Genomic DNA, 16,835 nt, shown 5'->3' with positions numbered 1-16,835 from the left:
CCGCCCGCATCGCCTGCCGCATCGGACAGCCGCGCCTGCCCCTGTAGGACCTCGATGCTCAGCCATGCACGCGCACACGGAACGCGCGCGAAGACCTAGACTGGCCGCATGACCACGATCCGAACAGGCCAGGCGCCCGGCCATGTGGCGCGCGACGCGTTCCACGAGCTCTTCATGCAGGCCTTCTTCGACCCGGTCTACCGGCAGGAGAAAGATGCGATCGCGCGGCTCGAGCAGCTGGCGTGGGACGCGTACGAAGACGGCCGCAAGGCGCCCGTCACGCAGAAGGCGGGTCCTGGTTTCGCGGACCCCGACTACGACCTTTCCATCGACTGGCGTGCCGCGCGCGACAAGCTGGTCGCCGCGCAGGACGCCTGGTCGCGGCCCTCCACCCCTTCGCGCGTGCTGCTGGTATGCGGGTCGTCGCGCAACGACGGGACCTGCCCCGGCGAGATCTCCAAGACCTTCCGCCTGGTCCAGCTGGCACGCGAGATCCTGGAGGCCGACGGCATCGAGGTGGAAGTACTCGACCTCAGCCGCATCACTTCGGATTACGACCGCCACATCCACCCCTGCAAGGGCTGCGTCTCCACCGCAATGCCGCTGTGCCACTGGCCGTGCAGCTGCTACCCCAACCATTCGCTGCGGCAGACCGGCGACTGGATGAACGACATCTACGAGATGTGGGTGAAGGCGCACGGCGTGATCCTGATGACGCCGGTGTACTGGTACCAGGCCGCCAGCCCGCTCAAGCTGATGATCGACCGCCTCGTCTGCGCGGACGGCGGCAACCCGGACCCGAGCTCCACGCACGGCAAGAAGGCGCAGGAGGCGAAGGACATCGAACTGAAGGGATGGGACTACCCCAAGCACCTTGCGGGCAGGACCTACGGTGTCGTGGTGCACGGCGACGTCGCGGGGATCGACTCGGTGCGCCGCGCGATCTGCGACTGGCTGGACTGGATGGGGCTGGTCGACGCGGGCCACTATGCGCGGCTGGACCGGTACATCGGCTACTTCGAGCCCTACGCGACCAGCCACGACGCACTGGATGCGAACGAGGCGATGCAGGAGGAAGTGCGCAATGTGGCGCGCAGTGTGTCGGTTGCCGTGCAGGACCTGCGTGCCGGCAAGCTCAGCCAGCCCGGTGCGCAGTTGAAGAACCCGCGCCCGAAGTGACCGGGGGTCAGAACCGGATCGCGTAGCGCAGCTGCAGGAAGTTCTCGCCGGGGTTCGGCCGCTTGATGCTCGCGTTGGAGAAGTGCGTGATGCGCAGGCTCACCTCGCGCTTGCGGTCGGGACCGAAGCTGCGGCCGACGCCGATGCTGTCGATGAAGTTGAACTTCGTGCTGAACTGCTTGCCCTGCGTGCGGTACATCACGTCGGTGTACGACAGACCCACGCCGCCTTCCATGAACCACAGCGAATTGCCGCCGTCGAAGCGCAGGCGCAGCAGCGGCTGGATGCCGATCTGCGAAAAGCTGTCGCGTCCCCCCGCAGGTGCCCGCGCGCTCCAGTGGCTCACCCACACCTCGGAGATGCCCGAGACCTCGCCTGCCCAGGTGTCGCGCGTCCAGCCCCACAGCCACAAGGCGCCGACCGTCGCGCTGTAGGTACCGTGTTCGGCCCCGGCGCCTTCGACGAACACACCCTTGGGCGCACTCGGTTCGGCGTTCGCGAGGAAGGGCAGGCCGGACATCCCTACCGCGAGCAACAGCGATTTGGCGATATTCATGAGCCACAGTTTACGCACGGATGCGACAAGCCGTGTCGGCAGCCGCCTGCGTTGCGCGCAGCGCAGGTCCTACATCCGCGCCCGGAAATGCGGCGCATGCGAAGGGCGCCCGCATCAGCGCACGGGGACCGGAACTGGGCGCGCCGTCCTACACCTCGCTTTCCTGCCCGTCAGTACAAACAGATTTCACCTCACCGAGAAGAGACAACACTGCCATGACAGACACAGCGGCGAGCACGCCCCCGCTGACCGTGATGACGGTCAACACGCACAAGGGGTTCACGACCTTCAACCGCAAGTTCATCCTGCCCGAACTGCGCGAAGCGGTGCGCAAGGTCGGGGCCGACGTGGTCTTCCTGCAGGAGGTGCTCGGCACGCACGAGGAACACGGCAGCCGTGTCGAGAACTGGCCCGACGCGCCGCAATACGAATTCCTCGCGGACAGCATCTGGCCGCAGTTCGCGTACGGCCGCAACATGGTGTATCCCAAGGGACACCACGGCAACGCGATCATGTCCAAGTACCCGATCGTGCACCACCAGAACCACGACGTGTCCATCCTCGGCCCCGAGAAGCGCGGCATGCTGCATTGCGAACTCGAGATGCCCGGCGCGCAGCAGAACGTGCACGCGATCTGCGTCCACCTGGGCCTGGCGGAATCGCACCGGCAGCAGCAGCTTCAGCTCCTGTGCGAGATCATCAAGACCGAAATCCCCGAAGGCGCGCCGCTGATCGTGGCGGGCGACTTCAACGACTGGCGCCGCCGCGCGCACGACGTCCTCTGGCGCGATGCCGGGTTGAAGGAAGTGTTCGTGACCGCCTACGGCGAGCCGGCCAAGACCTTCCCGGCGCGCTTTCCCCTGCTCGCGCTGGACCGCATCTACGTCCGCAACGCCTCGGTGCACCTGCCCGTCGTGCTGCCGCGCAACCCGTGGTCGCACCTGTCGGACCATGCGCCCCTCGTCGCGGAGATCCACCTGTGAGGCACCACGTGAACGGCGAGACCATGAGCCCGAAATGGATCCCGGGCAACGACATCCAGCTGCTGGAGAACGGCGAGGAGTTCTTCCCCCGCGTCTTCGCGTGCATCGCGAATGCGCAAAAGGAAGTGCTGCTCGAAACCTTCATCCTGTTCGAGGACAAGGTCGGCCTGCAGCTGCACGAGGCGCTCGTGGCGGCCGCGAGGCGCGGCGTGCAGGTCGACATCACGATCGACGGCTTCGGCTCGCCCGACCTGTCCGAGCGATTCCTCTCCACGCTCGCCGAAGCGGGCGTGCGCATCCACGTGTTCGATCCGGGCAAGCGCCTGTTCGGCTGGCGCTTCAACATGATCCGCCGCATGCACCGCAAGATCGTGGTCGTCGACGGCGCGGTGGCCTTCGTCGGCGGCATCAACTACTCGGCCGACCATCTCGGCGATTTCGGCCCCGAGGCGAAGCAGGACTACTCGGTGGAGATCCGCGGGCCGCTGGTCGCGGAGATCCACCGCTTCGCCCACACGGCCCTCACGCAGGGCCAGCGCTACCAGCGCATGCGCCACTGGTGGCGGCACCGGCGCGGGCTGCGCGCGAACGCGAACGACGTGCCGCCCGAAGGCACGGCCGCCGCGATGCTCGTGGTGCGCGACAACGGCGAGCATGCGAGCGACATCGAGCGCCACTACCGCATCGCCATCCGCGCGGCCAAGCGCCGCGTGGTCATCGCCAACGCCTACTTCTTCCCCGGCTACCGGCTCATGCGCGAGCTGCGGCGCGCCGCGCGCCGCGGCGTGGAGGTGCACCTCATCCTGCAAGGGCAGCCCGACATGCCCATCGTGAAAACCGCCGCCGAGATGCTGTACCACCGCCTGCTCGCCGCGGGCGTGCACGTGCACGAATACTGCGACCGGCCGCTGCACGGCAAGGTCGCGCTGATGGATGACGAATGGGCCACCGTCGGCTCCAGCAATCTGGACCCGCTCAGCCTCGCGCTCAACCTCGAGGCGAACGTGATCATCCGCGACCGCCAATTCAACCGCACCCTGTACGAGCGGCTGCACCACCTCATGCGCAACAGCTGCAACTGCGTGAGCCGCGAGCAGCTCGGCCCGCTCAGGGGCTGGAAGATGGTGCAGAGCTTCGTCGCCTACCACTTCACCCGCCTGTATCCGGGCTGGGCCTCGTGGCTGCCGCGGCACGTGCCGCGCCTGCTGCCGGCGCTCGGCGACCGGCTGCAGCACGCCTACGCGCACGGGCCGAAGGACTGATGCCGTGACTGCCGCACGCATCTTGCCCCGCAACGGCCTGATCGACACCGAGCCGGCCCGCCCGACCTCGTGGTGGACCTGGGCCAAGCGCGTGATGACGCTCGCGTTCTTCATCGCGGTGGGCGTGCTGATGTACCACTACGCGCAGAACCTCGACTGGGACGACATCCTGGACTCGCTGCGCGGCACGCCGGTGCCCGCGCTGCTCATCGCGTGCGGGCTCGCCGTCGCGAGCCACCTGCTCTACAGCTGCTTCGACCTGATCGGCAAGCGCTACACGGGACACGACCTGCCCACGCTCACGGTGATGGCCGTGAACTTCGTGAGCTACGCGTTCAACCTGTGCATCGGCTCGCTCGTGGGCGGCGTGGGCTTTCGCTACCGGCTCTACTCGCGGCTCGGCCTGAGCAAGGGCGTCATCACGCGCATCGTGTCGATGAGCATGCTCACCAACTGGCTCGGCTACAAGCTGCTCGCGGGCCTGCTGTTCCTGATCCACCCGCTCGCGCTGCCGCCGAGCTGGCACATGGGCAACCACGGGTTGCAGTGGGCCGGCGCCGCGCTCGTCGCGATCTCGCTCGCGTACATCATCGCGTGCGTGCGCCTGGGCGACCACACCTGGACCGTGCGCGGCCACGAGTTCTACCTGCCGCCGTGGCGCATGGCCGTGCTGCAGATGTTCATCTCCTGCGTCAACTGGAGCCTGATGGCGGGCATCATCTATGTGCTGCTGCAGCAGCGCGTGGCCTACACCGACGTGCTCACCGTGCTGCTGGTCGGCGCGATCGCCGGCGTCATCGCGCACGTGCCGGCGGGCCTGGGCGTGTTCGAGTTCGTGTTCATCGCGCTGCTGTCGCACCAGGTCTCCGAGGGCCGGCTCATCGCCGCCCTGCTCGGCTACCGCGCGATCTACTACATCATCCCGCTGGCGGCGGCGTCGCTGCTGTACCTCGCCATGGAAATCCATGCAAAACGCCACCCGCGCTACGTCGCGGCGCGGCGCAAGGACGCCTGACATGGAAGCCCTGCTCGCCAGCGAAACCGACCTTGCGGGGTTCCGCCACGAGTCCCAGGTGCTGCTCGCGCACCAGGTGCCGCCCGAATCGGTGGTGTGGCACACCGCCCGCGCGGAGAACAGCGACCTCTTCGCGGACCCCGTGTCGGCCGCCGACAGCCGGCCGCAGGGAGTGCCCAAGGCGGCCTCCGCCATCGTGCCCGCGTCCTTCCTCCGGCTGTGCGAGGTGGTGGTGCTGCACCACGACCCCGAGCGCTTCGCGCTGCTGTACCGCCTGCTCTGGCGGCTGGTGCACGAGCCCGGCCTGCGCCACGACCCGGTGGATGCGGACATGTCGCACGCGCACCAGATGGCCCAATCGGTGCGCCGCGACATCCACAAAATGAAGGCGACGCTGCGCCTGCTTCCCGCGCCCGATGGCAGCGGCCTGCAGCTGGCCTGGTACGAGCCCACACATCACATCCTCCAGACCGTCGCCGCGTGGTTCGCCAAGCGTTCCCCGGAAGTGCGCTTCGCCATCTTCTCTCCCGAGCGTTCGGTCGAATGGGATGGCGAGCGCCTGCACTGGGCGCCGGGCGTGGCGCGCACCGCGGCGCCTTCGTACGACGGACCGCCGGACGCGTGGCTCGCCCGCTACCGCGCCGTGTTCGACAAGGACAGGGCTCGCGTGGCGGTGTGATGCGCGCGGCCGGGTCGCTGAAGGTCCTGAAGGCGCGCACCATGGCGTGCCGCGAATGCCCGATCGGCGAATACGCGACGCAATCCGTCATCGGCGAAGGCGCGGCGCGTCCCCGCCTCATGCTCGTCGGCGAGCAGCCCGGCGACCAGGAGGACGTGCAGGGGCACCCCTTCGTCGGGCCCGCGGGCAAATTGCTCGACCGGGCGCTCGCGCAGGCGGGGATCGACCGGGGCGAGTGCTTCGTCTCCAACGCGGTGAAGCACTTCAAGTTCGAACTGCGCGGCAAGCGCCGCATCCACAAGACGCCCACGCAACGCGAGGCGGCGGCGTGCCATCACTGGCTGGAGGACGAGATCGCCATCGTGCAACCCGGCGCGCTGGTGGCGCTCGGTGCGACGGCCGTGCGCTCCCTGATGGGGCGCGCGGTGCCGGTCCTTGCGAACCGAGGCCAGTGGCTGGACAGGGAGGACGGCCGCCGCGTATTGATCACGCTGCATCCTTCCGCGCTGCTGCGCGGCCCGCCGCAGGACAGGGAAGCGGCGTTCGCGGCTTTCGTCGCGGACCTGTCGAAGGCGGCGTAGGGCCTTACCGTTCGGCGGTGGCGTCGATCTGCATCGTGCCGTGGCGCGCCTGGCGCCAGGTCTTCTTCGCGGACTTGGCCACCTTCTTCGTGCTGCTGCGCTCTTCCTTCGCCACGCTGCGATCGCGTGCCGGGGCGATGTCCTTGCGGATCGAGGTGTCCTTGTCGGCGGCTTCCACCATGTCCAGGCCTTCGCGTTTGGCCTGCCGCATTTCATCGAGTCCCGTGGGCTTGCCCAGCCGCAGGCTGCGCTGCGCGGCGTCCGTGCCCTGCACGCCGATGCCGCCTTGCGGCATGCCCGCCTGCGCGCCCAGACCGCCGTTGGCGCCGGCCTGGGCGGGACGTCCCTCGAAGACCGCGGCGGAACCGCCCTGCCCATGCGCATCGCGCAGGACGAGCAGCAGGGCGGCCAGCGTCAGGGCGACCAGGACCCAATGGGCGGGCGTGTGATGGACTTTCATGGCAACTCCTTTGGATGTGTTGCGAATGTCCAGTGTGGGCGCGACGAAGCGCGGCGGCAGGTGCATTTGGCAACAGAATCTGTAGGACGCCGCCTGCGAGCGGCTGTTAAGATGCGCCGCCTTCTCCCGTCTTCCCCCGTGCGAGCCTTGCCGATTCAATGACCGTTGCCCTCGCAGGACGCGCCCCTGCCACTTTCGAGATCAAGAGCGCGAACCTTCCCCTGGTATCCCTCCTGCTGAAGTCCCACGACCTCGCCGCCCTGGCCACCGAGCTCGCGGCGCGCTTCGGCGACATCCCCGACTTCTTCGAACAGGACCCGCTGGTGGTCGACCTGGCGCCGCTGGGCGGCAAGGGGGACGTCGACTTCGCGGAGCTGGTGAAGCTGCTCAAGGGATATCGCGTGATGCCGGTGGCGGTGAAGGGCGGGAGTGAAGGGCAGATGCGTGACGCGGCGGCGCAGGGGCTGGCAGTGGCCAATGACGTGGTGATGCTCGCGACACCCGATGCCCTCACCCCGGCCCTCTCCCAGGGGGAGAGGGAGCAAGACAAAGTGCCGGACGCGCCGCCCGTGGCGCTTTCCGCGCTCGTCATCGACAAGCCGCTGCGCTCCGGCCAGCAGGTCTACGCGCGCGGGCGCGACGTCGTCGTGCTCTCCATGGTGAATGCCGGCGCGGAGATCATCGCCGACGGGCACATCCATGTTTACGCACCGCTGCGCGGCAAGGCGATCGCCGGCGCGCGCGGCAACACCGAGGCGCGGATCTTCTCGACCTGCCTCGAACCCGAACTCATCTCCATCGCCGGCGTGTACCGCACGAGCGAAGTGCCGCTGCCCGAGAGCGTGCGGTCCAGGCCGACGCAGGTGCGGCTGGACGGCGGCAGCGACGGCAAGCTGGTGATGACCCCGCTTTGAACCCTCCAACAAGGACATCCCCCATATGACCCGAATCATCGTCGTCACCTCCGGCAAAGGCGGGGTCGGCAAGACCACCACCAGCGCCAGCTTCGCCTCCGGCCTCGCGCTCGCGGGCCACAAGACGGCCGTCATCGACTTCGACGTGGGCCTGCGCAACCTCGACCTCATCATGGGCTGCGAACGGCGCGTGGTGTATGACCTCATCAACGTGATCCAGGGCGAGGCCAACCTGAACCAGGCGCTCATCAAGGACAAGCAGTGCGACAACCTGTTCGTGCTGGCGGCCTCCCAGACGCGCGACAAGGAAGCGCTGTCGAAAGAAGGCGTCGAGAAGGTGCTGAAGGACCTGGGCGAGATGGGCTTCGAGTACATCGTGTGCGATTCGCCTGCGGGCATCGAGACCGGGGCGCTGATGGCGATGCACTTCGCCGACGAGGCGCTGGTCGTGACCAACCCGGAAGTCTCGTCGGTGCGCGATTCCGACCGCATCCTGGGCATGCTCGCGAGCAAGACGCAACGCGCGATCGAGGGCAAGGAGCCCGTCAAGGAGCACCTGCTCATCACCCGCTACAACCCGAACCGCGTGGACCAGGGGCAGATGCTGTCGCTGGAGGACATCCAGGACATCCTGCGCATCAAGCTGATCGGCGTCATCCCCGAGAGCGAAACGGTGCTGCAGGCGTCCAACCAGGGCACGCCCGCCGTGCACATGAAGGGCAGCGACGTGTCGGAAGCCTACAAGGACGTGATCGAGCGCTTCCTGGGCAAGGATGTCCCGATGCGCTTCGTGGACGCGCAGAAGGCCGGCTTCCTGAAGCGCCTGTTCGGAGGCAAGTGACGATGGGCTCCTTCCTTTCCTTCCTGCTCGGCGAAAAGAAGAAGACGGCCAGCGTCGCCAAGGAGCGGCTGCAGATCATCCTCGCGCACGAGCGCAGCGGCCGCAACGCCGCCGAGCCGGACTACCTGCCGGCGCTGCAGCGCGACCTGGTGGCCGTCATCAGCAAGTACATCAAGATCGACCCGAAGGACATCAAGGTCCAGCTGGAGCGCCAGGACAACCTGGAGGTGCTGGAGGTGAAGATCGAGCTGCCGGACGCCCGCTGACCCCATGGCCTCGCGGTTAGCATGACAACCAAAGCTCGTCTTGACAGAGGCGAGCGCTCACACGATAAACGGCAGATGTCCGAACCGATTACCGTGCGTGTCACGCATCGTTACAACGTGGCCGCCGACAAGGTCTTCGATGCGTGGGTCAACCCCGCGATGGCGGGCCGTTTCCTCTTCGCGACCCGCACGGGCAACGTGCTGCACTGCGAGATCAACCCGGTGGTGGGCGGGGAATTCACCGTCACCGATCGTCGCCCCACCGCGGACGGCGAGGAGAGCTTCTTCGACGCGCAGCACCGCGGCGTCTACGTGGAGCTGGAGCGGCCGCACCGCATCGCGTTCGACTTCAGTGTCGAGCCCTACGCGGACCAGGCGACGCGCGTCACCATCGACATCGTGCAGCTCGGCACGTCCATGTGCGACCTCGTGCTGACCCACCAGCTGGGGGACGACGAAACCGCGAAGGTGATGGCCGACCGCACGAAGCAGGGCTGGACCAACATGCTCGCCCAGCTGGACAAGGTGCTCAACACCCGCAGCTGGGGCTTCAAGGCGCCAGGAAGCGCCTGACGTCCGCGACGGTGCGCGCGGGGTCTTCCTCCTGCGGCACGTGGCCCAGGTCCTCGTAGACCACCAGCTTCGCGCCCGCGATGTCCTTCGCGAAGCGCCGGCCCGCCTCCACCGGCACCAGCCTGTCCTTGCCGCCCCAGAGGATCAGCGTCGGGGCGGTGATCTTCTTCAACTGCGACACGTCGGCCGTGTAGCCCTGCTCGAAGCGCCGGCCGAGCGCGCGGCGGTTGCCTTCGCGCCGCGTCATGTCCATGTACAGGTCCACGAGTTCAGGCGTCACCTTCGATGGGTCGCCGTAGACGTTGCGCACGCTGCGCTCCACCACGCCGCGCGGCAGGGTGTACTGCATGACGGTGCGCAGGCCCGGCGTCGTCGCGATGCGAAAGCCCAGCGGCACCGAGCGCTGCCCGGCAAAGGACTCGGGTGGGTAGCCGCTGGCATCCACGAGGATCAGGCCCGCGATGCGATCGGGCATCTGCGCGGCCACCGACCACGCCACCTGCCCGCCCAATGAGTTGCCGCCGATGACGAAACGCTGCACGCCCAGTTTGTCCACGAGGGCGCGCACGAAGGTGACGTAGGTGGCGGTGGAGTAGTCGTCCTGGCGGTTGGGGCCGGTCAGCGCGAAGCCCGGCAGGTCCAGGCGGATCACGCGGCGCTTCTCGCGCAACGCCTGCGCCCAGCCCTCCCAGGTGTGCAGGCTCGCGGAAGTGCCGTGCAGCAGCACGATGGGCGCGGGGTCGTCGTGCGGTCCCTCGTCGCGCAGGTGCGCCTGCATCCCGTTGATGTCGATGAACTGCGAGGGCGGCCTCGCCCAGCGGGCGGTGAGCTGCTCCACCGGGACGTCGGGCGCCCAGGTGAGGACGAGGCCGATGAGGCCGAAGAAGAACGCGCCGCCTAGAAGGAGCAACAGACAACGCAGCAGGAAATTCTTCATCAGGCGCTCCCCTCCGCTTCCGGCCAGAGATTCGGGAAGTAGAAGCGCAAGGCATGCTGCGGGACACCGAACCGGAGCTTCCCATGCGGGGAATCGGTGGCGAGCAACCCGCGTTTGAGCAGGGCCGAGACCTGCGCGGTGGCCAAACGGTCGCCCAGGCCCAGCATAGCTTTGAAGTCGCTGCGCTCCAGCTGCGACTGCGTCGCGAACAGGTAATGCAGCCCGCGCAGGGATTCCGTGCGAACGCCCTGGCCAACGACTTTGTGCTCATACGCCAGGCACGCCGCGATGCGCGCCTTCATCCCCTCGAGGTCCAGCAGGCCGGTCATGAAGCGCACCTGGTCGAGACAGAGATCCAGCATGTAGGCAATCCATTCGACCAGCGCACGCTCCGACAGGTTGCCTCGGCCATCGAGGTCGCCCGCTCGCGGGTGATCCGCGGCAGCCAGCCTCGCGTAGTAGGCATCGTGCGTCCGGGCGAAGCCCCTCAACGGGGACCAGAAACCATTGGTAAGGCCCAACTTGCCCAACGCGAGATGGCTATGCAGGCGAGCCACCCGGCCGTTTCCGTCCCTGAACGGATGAATCCAGGCCAGGCGCTGATGGGACGCGCACGCCGCCACGATGCGCAGTTCCCCGCGCCGCACGCCGCGATAAAAGTCGCCCCAACGATCGAGCATCGCGGGCACGGCCGCGCAGGACGGCGCAGCATGATTGCCCACGGCAACTTCGCGGTCCCTGAGGGCGCCGGGAGCCAGCGCGGCACCTTCCGGCAAGAGCCGATCTCCGGGGGGCAACCGCGCGAAGAGATCCTGGTGGATGTCCCGCACCATGCGGGCAGACCACACATCGTCATCCGACCAGGCGTGCCATTGCGCTTCGATCCGCTCTTCCGTCGCCATGTGCGCCAAGGCCAAGCGCTGGCGCCTCGCCTTGTCCTGGTCCTGCGAGAAATCGTTGTGCAAGGCCTGCTCGATTTCGAGCGGCAAGGTGTGTTGCCCTTCGATCTTGTTGCTGTAGTACGAATTCATCGCGCGCAGCAGGGCCCGCAAATCGATCAGGGCGTCGGGCTGGCACAGGCCGGACAAACGGTCCGCGGCACGCTGCAGGTCGTGCGCGCGCTCCAGCAGGGGGCCGCGCGAAGCCTCTCCCGACAGGAGCGGCTCCATCTGCGAGGGATGATCGTACAGCTCGAATTTTTGCGACTTGGCAGGCACGCCTAACTATATGATATTCAAAGGATTTATTCAAATCTTGCCGATACTTTTGCGACTTTGATTGCGCAACCGGAGGGCGCGGCGCGCGCCCCCCCACTGTTTCCATTTCCGAAACGCCGTGTGCACGAAACCTCGTCTTGTGGGTGGGCGGGATGGGGCCATCTGCGAAACATCGATGGGCCAGACAACAAGACTCACCGAGGCTGGACAGACGGCGCTGAGCGAAGCCGCCATGCCCGGATTCACATCACGCTCGAGGAAACTTTCAATCATGAACCGCAACATCGCATCCGCACTCGTCATCGCCACCGCCGCCTTCGCGGGCACCGCTTTCGCCGACGACATCACCATCGACCACACGCCCTTCAACAGCACGCGCACCCGCGCGGAAGTGCAGGCGGAACTCGCGCAGTACAAGACCAACGGCGTGAACGTCTGGTCCACGCAATACAACCCGCTCAAGACCTTCAAGAGCGGCCTGACCCGCCAGCAAGTGGTGGCGCAATACGTCGCCTCGCGCGATGAAGTCGCCGCCCTGAACAGCGAAGACAGCGGCTCGGCCTACTTCGCCCAAGCCACCGGCCGCGGCTTCAACCGCGGCACGCAGCTGGCCGGCACGCCGACCAACGCGCAGTAAGCCTGCCAGCCGCCGACTCAGCGCCCCTGGCGCTGTTTCGACTGGTTGTTGCCGCCGACCTGGGACTCCCGGTCATGGCGGCTTTCGGGCGTCCGGCGACCCTCGTTCTTCTGCGTGGCCGCCTGGCCGCCCTGCTGGTTGTGGTCGTTCTCGACCTTGCCGGACTGCGGGGCCTGTGCATCGTCGCTGGACTCGACAGGCGTGGATTTCTTGCTCATGGGTGTGCTCCTGGATGAATGGCGATCGACCATTCTTGGAGCGGCTTGCGGCGAGCGGTTGTCAGACGTGGCCCCGATTACTCCCTCTCCCCCTGGGAGAGGGCCGGGGTGGGGGCGTCGTGCCCCGCAACCCTCAAGCCGGTCCCGGGCCCGCCGTCGTCCTTTCAATACCCCAGCGGCCGCACGCCGATCAGCGGCCCGTGGAGCAGCAGCGCGAACACCGACCAGGCGACCAGACCGGCCGCGATGGTGATCGACGTGCCGATGACATTGCCCGGCGCATAGACCGTGCCGTTCGCCCGATCGCGCCGGCGCGCGGCGCTGAAGCTCAGGACGGCCCACAGCAGGAAGGCGCCGAACAGCACCACGTCGGCGGCGACGCCGTTGGACAGCAGGTGCGCCACGGCCCAGGTCTTCACGCTCAACACCTGCGGATGGTGGAACTTCGCCTTGAACCAGTTCTTCGGGATGTACGCGGCGACGAAGAGGATCATCGAGAACACCATCAGCAGCGCCGTGACGTGCGGCATCCAGGAGGGCGTCGAATAGAGCACCATCGTGTCGCGCCGCGCCATCCGGAAGCCGATCACCAGCACGATGAAGCCGAGGATGGAGATGGCGGTGTAGAGGCCTTTCCAGGGCCACAGCCCCATGCGCGCGACCATGGAGGTGCGCCAGCCGTCCGCGAAGATGCGGGTGGAATGGATGCCCAGGAAGATCACCAAGCCCAGGATCAGGATTGCCATCGCTTCGCCCCTCGTGACTCGAATTGGTGCGGATTATGGGCGTAAACGGCAGAGCCAGCCGCGCACCGACGACTGGACAGGAAGTTGGCCTACAGCCGCGCCAGGATCGGACATTCACACTCGGCTGAACTAGGAGCACTACATGTCCTGCACCGCCGTTTTCGACCGCGCTTACGCGCAAGCCTGGGCCCAGACCAACCCGCCCAAGGACGTCACACGCCTGGACAAGCTGAAGACGGACGTGCAGGGGTTCTTCCAGCGGCCGACCACCGGGCGCAACACCCGCATGGGCCGCCGCGTGGAGAAGCCGGGCGATACGACGGCAGCCGGCCCGAGCGGCCAGCACGACACGACGCACCACGACCGGCAGCACACGAACAAGTAAGAAGGGCGTCAGCCCAGCGTCTTGATCGCCTGCTTGAGCCCCGGCATCAACGCGCGCATCACGTCCTCGTTGCCGCTCTCCATCACCGACACGTACAGCGCCTGCAGGAAGGCTGATGCGTTGTGGCGCGCGGCCAAACTGGCCTGCGTGGGCGATTCCACCTGCGGCACGCGACCGACCACGCTCGCCAGCCAGCGCTCCCAATCCTCCGCGCTGAACCAGCCGCGACGCGCCAGGTAGAACACGGGCGCCATCAGCCTCTCGCCCTCCCCGTAGCGATAGAAATGCTCGCCCGGCGGCACGGCCTGGGACGCGATCGCGCCCAGCATCGTTTCGGCCTGGGCGCGCTGCAGGAGCGGATGCACGGCCAGCTGCACCATGAGGTCCGCGCCGTGCGCCACCCCGTGCCGCCAGCCCTCCTTCGCATCGAAGCCGCGGTAGTCGCGCACGCCGGCCAGCCACGCGCTCGCACGCTCGACGATCTCCTCGCGCTCCGCGGGAAACAGGAAGGGCCGCATCCGGTCGGCCCGCACGACTTCCGCGAGCACCAGCGCGGAGAAGGGCTGGCCGAAGCCCGAGGCGTCGGGCTGCGCGAGCTCCGCCAGCAGGCGCACGCGCATCTGCTGCATCGCCGGCGGCTCGACCTGGCCCGCGCGCATCATCGTCTGCAAGCCGTCGAAGGCGAGCTCGTCGCGCAGCAGCGGGTCGGGGCTGCGCAGGCAATCGAGCAGGCCCAGCGCGAGGGCATTGCGCGACGCCGCGTCATCGAGCTTGCCGCCCTTCCACCCACGGGACTTGTGCGCCTGCAGCGAGGCGGCGGTCTCGCCCGATGGCGGGCATTGGGCTTGCACGGACAGGGTGAAGACGGCCAGCACGGCCGCGACGAGAACGGTCCTCATGAACATCCTCAGTACGGCAGCACCATCGCCGGGCCGACGCGCTGGGCCTGCACCTCTTCGCGCTGGTACGGCAGGCGCACCCACTCCTTCTTCGAGAACAGCGGCAACTGGTCGTAGGCATGCGGGGAATCCGCGCTGCTGCCCTGACCGTACGTGAGCAGGCCGTATGCGACCGGACCGCGCGCATCGAATGTCACCGCCTGGATGTAGCTGCTGCCGTAGTTGATGCGATAGCCGCCTGCCGTGAGCGTCGCCTGGCCCTGAGACTCCACCTTGTTCAACACGCCTTCGAACTCGTCGCCGCCGTGGATCGCCACGCGCGTGCCGCGCACGTCGCGGTACTGCGCCTGGCCGAGCGTCACGTCCGCGGGATAGCCCGCCGCCTTCACGATGCCCACCGCTTCGTCGAGCGCCTTCAACACCGCGGCACTTACCGTCGCATCGGACATCTTCAAACCAGCGGGCGTCGTCACCGGGTTCGCCGGATCGAAGGGCACGCGCCAGACATTCGGCAAGTCCTTCGCCTTGCGCCAGAACTCGCGGAAGAGCGGCGCGCCCGCGGAAGCGGCATTGCTCGTGCGATCCCACTTGGCCAATACAGCGCATCCCTCACGCTGCTGCGCGTTCAAGCTCGCGTCCGACGACCGGCATGCCGCCAGCAGGTCGTCCATCACCAGCATGCCCGCGAGGTTCCTGTCGCGAAACAGCACGCTGCGCACTTCGTTCACGCCCATCTTGTTGCCCGGCAAACCATCGGTGCCCGAGAGCCGCGCCGGGATCTCCATCAACGCGCTGCGCGTGCGCAGCCGCTGCACCGTGCCCACCAGCCCCACCATCGGCGACACGGCGGGATACGCGGCGATGGACGGATTGCTCAGCCAGAAACTGTCGTTGCTGTTCTGCACCCAGTCCGGCGTGACGAGCACGGGCATGCGCGCATCAGGCGCGATACCGGGCATGGCCGCCGCCGAATCGCGGTTCCACGCGCAGTCGCTGCGCGAGCCGTTGAGCACAGGCAGGCCCGCCGCGTTGAAGAGTGCAGCGGCCTGCGGCGACGGCGCGCAGCGCTTGAGCATGTCGGCGGAAACATCGGGGACCACGGACAAGTCCGCGTACATCGCATTGCCCGCGCGATCCGCCGCGATGGTGTTGACCCACGGGATGCCCTGGTTGCCCATGGCCGCGCGCAGCTCGGCGACGGACTTCGCCTTGGCCATGCGCTGCCAGCTTTCCACGGAGCGCGCGTTGAGCGTGTTCGCATCCTTGATCGCATACGCGCGCGCGGCGCTCCACGTGAGGCCCGCGCGCGGGATCACCAGCACCGGGCCCCAGTCGGTGAGCCACTGTGTGCTCTGCACCGGCGGCGCGCCGGCAGGCACGGGCAGCGAGACGACGCGGGACACCATCTTCTTTTTCTGGCCGTCGACGATGTAGGTGGTCGGGTCCGCCGGGTCGAGCGTCAGCTCGTACAGCGTGAAGCGCTTGCCGGTGGAGACGGTGTGCGTCCACGCGACGTCGCGGTTGAAGCCGATCGTCACCACCGGGCTCGCGCCGGTCGTCGCGCCCATCACGTCGAGCTCGCCGGGGATGGTGAGGTGCATCTGCCAGAAGCGGTTGTTGCCCACCCACGGGAAGTGCGGATTGCCCAGCAGCACCCCCGCGCCGTCCGGCGTGGCGTTGCGCCCGAACGCCCAGCCGTTGGACCCGAGCTCCCCGCCCAACGCCCCGCGATCCCCGATGCTGTATTCCGCCAGCACCTCCTTGACTTGCTCCCTCTCCCTTTGGGAGAGGGTTGGGGTGAGGGCACCGGGCGCCACACCCCCCACGGTCTTCCCCGGCGGCTGCGCCGCCAGAATCGCATCCGCCAACGCCCCGACCCCACCGAGCACCATCGAGTTCTCGGTCACCCGCGCCAGGTCCCCTTCCGTCATCGGCGTGACCCAGGCCGCCCCCTTGCAATCCCCCGGCAGGTTGCCCACCGGCGTATCCCGCAGGAACCGGTTGTAGCCGGCCACATACCCCTTCAACGCCGCCTTCGCATTCGGTCCCTGGTTCTCGCGCGCCTTTGCGAGCGCAGCGTCGTCCATGTGCCCGCGCACGAACAGGTCGATCTGCACGTTGGGCATCGTCCGCAGCCCCAGCACGCCCGGCGTGTTCGCCCCGAAGTACCGCGAACGCTCGCCACGCGCCGTGACGAGCGCATCCGCGACCTGGCACACGTTGTCCTGCGCGTAGGCGTAGGCCGTACCGAAGGCGAGTCCTTCGTAATCGGACGCGGTGATGTGCGCGATGCCGTAGGCCGTGCGCTCGATCTGCACGGTGCGCCCGGGCGAGGCGGGCATGTTGCCGCACGCGGTGAGCGCGGCGGCGGCCAGGAGCGTGGGGGCGAAGAAGGGAATGGAGTGGGTGCGCATGCGCTTGTCTCTGTGTTGTTGTGAAGCCGACGGCATTAGAGACCCCGCGCGCGCCGCGCGTCAAGCCGCCCGG

General features: G+C 67.7%; 20 protein-coding genes. 12 read left to right on the top strand and 8 right to left on the bottom strand.

The window, feature by feature from the left end:
- Nucleotides 1-108: 108 nt before the first annotated feature.
- The gene (locus I5803_RS13425) at nt 109-1,179 is read left to right on the top strand and encodes a flavodoxin family protein (RefSeq protein ID WP_196986847.1); all 1,071 of its coding nucleotides are present in this window, start codon (nt 109-111) and stop codon (nt 1,177-1,179) included.
- Nucleotides 1,180-1,186: 7 nt separating this feature from the next.
- Here the strand turns inward: I5803_RS13425 and I5803_RS13420 are convergent, their stop codons facing one another.
- A complete protein-coding gene (locus tag I5803_RS13420) occupies nt 1,187-1,735 on the bottom strand; it encodes an acyloxyacyl hydrolase (protein ID WP_196986846.1) in 549 nt (182 codons plus the stop codon).
- A gap of 215 nt (nt 1,736-1,950) precedes the next feature.
- Between I5803_RS13420 and I5803_RS13415 the strand changes: the two genes are divergently transcribed.
- Genes I5803_RS13415 through I5803_RS13395 form a run of 5 tightly spaced genes read left to right on the top strand, consistent with a single transcriptional unit; the run spans nt 1,951 to nt 6,255 of the window.
- Entirely contained in the window at nt 1,951-2,718 is a 768-nt protein-coding gene (locus I5803_RS13415) for an endonuclease/exonuclease/phosphatase family protein (RefSeq protein ID WP_196986845.1), read from the top strand.
- Nucleotides 2,719-2,741: 23 nt separating this feature from the next.
- Entirely contained in the window at nt 2,742-3,980 is a 1,239-nt protein-coding gene (gene clsB, locus I5803_RS13410) for a cardiolipin synthase ClsB (RefSeq protein WP_196986844.1), read from the top strand.
- A gap of 4 nt (nt 3,981-3,984) precedes the next feature.
- Nucleotides 3,985-4,995 (top strand): lysylphosphatidylglycerol synthase domain-containing protein, encoded by a 1,011-nt coding sequence (locus I5803_RS13405; RefSeq protein ID WP_196986843.1) that lies wholly within the window; start codon nt 3,985-3,987, stop codon nt 4,993-4,995.
- Nucleotide 4,996: 1 nt separating this feature from the next.
- Complete coding sequence (locus I5803_RS13400) at nt 4,997-5,674, top strand: TIGR03915 family putative DNA repair protein (RefSeq protein ID WP_196986842.1); 678 nt, start codon at nt 4,997-4,999, stop codon at nt 5,672-5,674.
- On the top strand, nt 5,674-6,255 hold the full coding sequence (locus tag I5803_RS13395) for a UdgX family uracil-DNA binding protein (RefSeq protein WP_196986841.1): 582 nt from the start codon (nt 5,674-5,676) through the stop codon (nt 6,253-6,255). Before I5803_RS13400 ends, I5803_RS13395 begins: the two co-directional genes overlap by 1 nt.
- 4 nt (nt 6,256-6,259) lie before the next feature.
- Here I5803_RS13395 and I5803_RS13390 read toward each other — a convergent pair whose 3' ends face one another.
- Entirely contained in the window at nt 6,260-6,715 is a 456-nt protein-coding gene (locus I5803_RS13390) for a hypothetical protein (protein ID WP_196986840.1), read from the bottom strand.
- 158 nt (nt 6,716-6,873) lie between these two features.
- On the opposite strand from I5803_RS13390, the gene minC reads away from it, so the two are divergent.
- From minC to I5803_RS13370, 4 genes are all read left to right on the top strand, one after another.
- A complete protein-coding gene (gene minC, locus I5803_RS13385; RefSeq protein ID WP_196986839.1) occupies nt 6,874-7,629 on the top strand; it encodes a septum site-determining protein MinC in 756 nt (251 codons plus the stop codon).
- A 25-nt stretch (nt 7,630-7,654) separates the two neighbouring features.
- Nucleotides 7,655-8,470, top strand: coding sequence for a septum site-determining protein MinD (minD, locus tag I5803_RS13380; protein ID WP_196986838.1), 816 nt, complete (start codon nt 7,655-7,657; stop codon nt 8,468-8,470).
- Between the two features lie 2 nt (nt 8,471-8,472).
- Complete coding sequence (gene minE, locus I5803_RS13375; RefSeq protein WP_196986837.1) at nt 8,473-8,736, top strand: cell division topological specificity factor MinE; 264 nt, start codon at nt 8,473-8,475, stop codon at nt 8,734-8,736.
- Nucleotides 8,737-8,811: 75 nt separating this feature from the next.
- Nucleotides 8,812-9,309, top strand: coding sequence for an SRPBCC family protein (locus I5803_RS13370; RefSeq protein WP_196986836.1), 498 nt, complete (start codon nt 8,812-8,814; stop codon nt 9,307-9,309).
- On the opposite strand, the gene I5803_RS13365 is transcribed toward I5803_RS13370, so the two are convergent.
- Nucleotides 9,287-10,246 (bottom strand): alpha/beta fold hydrolase, encoded by a 960-nt coding sequence (locus I5803_RS13365; protein WP_196986835.1) that lies wholly within the window; start codon nt 10,244-10,246, stop codon nt 9,287-9,289. The two genes, I5803_RS13370 and I5803_RS13365, sit on opposite strands and share 23 nt — an antisense overlap.
- Entirely contained in the window at nt 10,246-11,415 is a 1,170-nt protein-coding gene (locus tag I5803_RS13360) for a Fic family protein (RefSeq protein ID WP_196988561.1), read from the bottom strand. The genes I5803_RS13365 and I5803_RS13360 overlap by 1 nt, the downstream gene beginning before the upstream one ends.
- Nucleotides 11,416-11,734: 319 nt before the next feature.
- On the opposite strand from I5803_RS13360, the gene I5803_RS13355 reads away from it, so the two are divergent.
- Nucleotides 11,735-12,100, top strand: a complete 366-nt coding sequence (locus tag I5803_RS13355; protein ID WP_196986834.1) for a DUF4148 domain-containing protein — start codon at nt 11,735-11,737, stop codon at nt 12,098-12,100.
- A 17-nt stretch (nt 12,101-12,117) separates the two neighbouring features.
- On the opposite strand, the gene I5803_RS13350 is transcribed toward I5803_RS13355, so the two are convergent.
- Nucleotides 12,118-12,318 carry a hypothetical protein gene (locus I5803_RS13350; RefSeq protein WP_196986833.1) on the bottom strand — a complete coding sequence of 67 codons (201 nt, stop codon included), beginning with the start codon at nt 12,316-12,318 and terminating at the stop codon, nt 12,118-12,120.
- A gap of 164 nt (nt 12,319-12,482) precedes the next feature.
- Nucleotides 12,483-13,064 (bottom strand): NnrU family protein, encoded by a 582-nt coding sequence (locus I5803_RS13345; protein WP_196986832.1) that lies wholly within the window; start codon nt 13,062-13,064, stop codon nt 12,483-12,485.
- Nucleotides 13,065-13,206: 142 nt separating this feature from the next.
- On the opposite strand from I5803_RS13345, the gene I5803_RS13340 reads away from it, so the two are divergent.
- Nucleotides 13,207-13,449: a hypothetical protein gene (locus tag I5803_RS13340; protein WP_196986831.1), complete on the top strand. Its 243-nt coding sequence runs from the start codon at nt 13,207-13,209 to the stop codon at nt 13,447-13,449.
- An 8-nt stretch (nt 13,450-13,457) separates the two neighbouring features.
- Here the strand turns inward: I5803_RS13340 and I5803_RS13335 are convergent, their stop codons facing one another.
- Both I5803_RS13335 and I5803_RS13330 read right to left on the bottom strand, forming a co-directional pair.
- Nucleotides 13,458-14,348 carry a DUF2785 domain-containing protein gene (locus tag I5803_RS13335; protein ID WP_196986830.1) on the bottom strand — a complete coding sequence of 297 codons (891 nt, stop codon included), beginning with the start codon at nt 14,346-14,348 and terminating at the stop codon, nt 13,458-13,460.
- 8 nt (nt 14,349-14,356) lie between these two features.
- Complete coding sequence (locus I5803_RS13330; protein ID WP_196986829.1) at nt 14,357-16,762, bottom strand: penicillin acylase family protein; 2,406 nt, start codon at nt 16,760-16,762, stop codon at nt 14,357-14,359.
- Nucleotides 16,763-16,835 lie beyond the last annotated feature (73 nt).

The organism is Caenimonas aquaedulcis (genome assembly GCF_015831345.1).
GTDB classification, from domain to species: domain Bacteria; phylum Pseudomonadota; class Gammaproteobacteria; order Burkholderiales; family Burkholderiaceae_C; genus Ramlibacter; species Ramlibacter aquaedulcis.
This window is presented reverse-complemented; position numbering and strand designations above follow the sequence as displayed.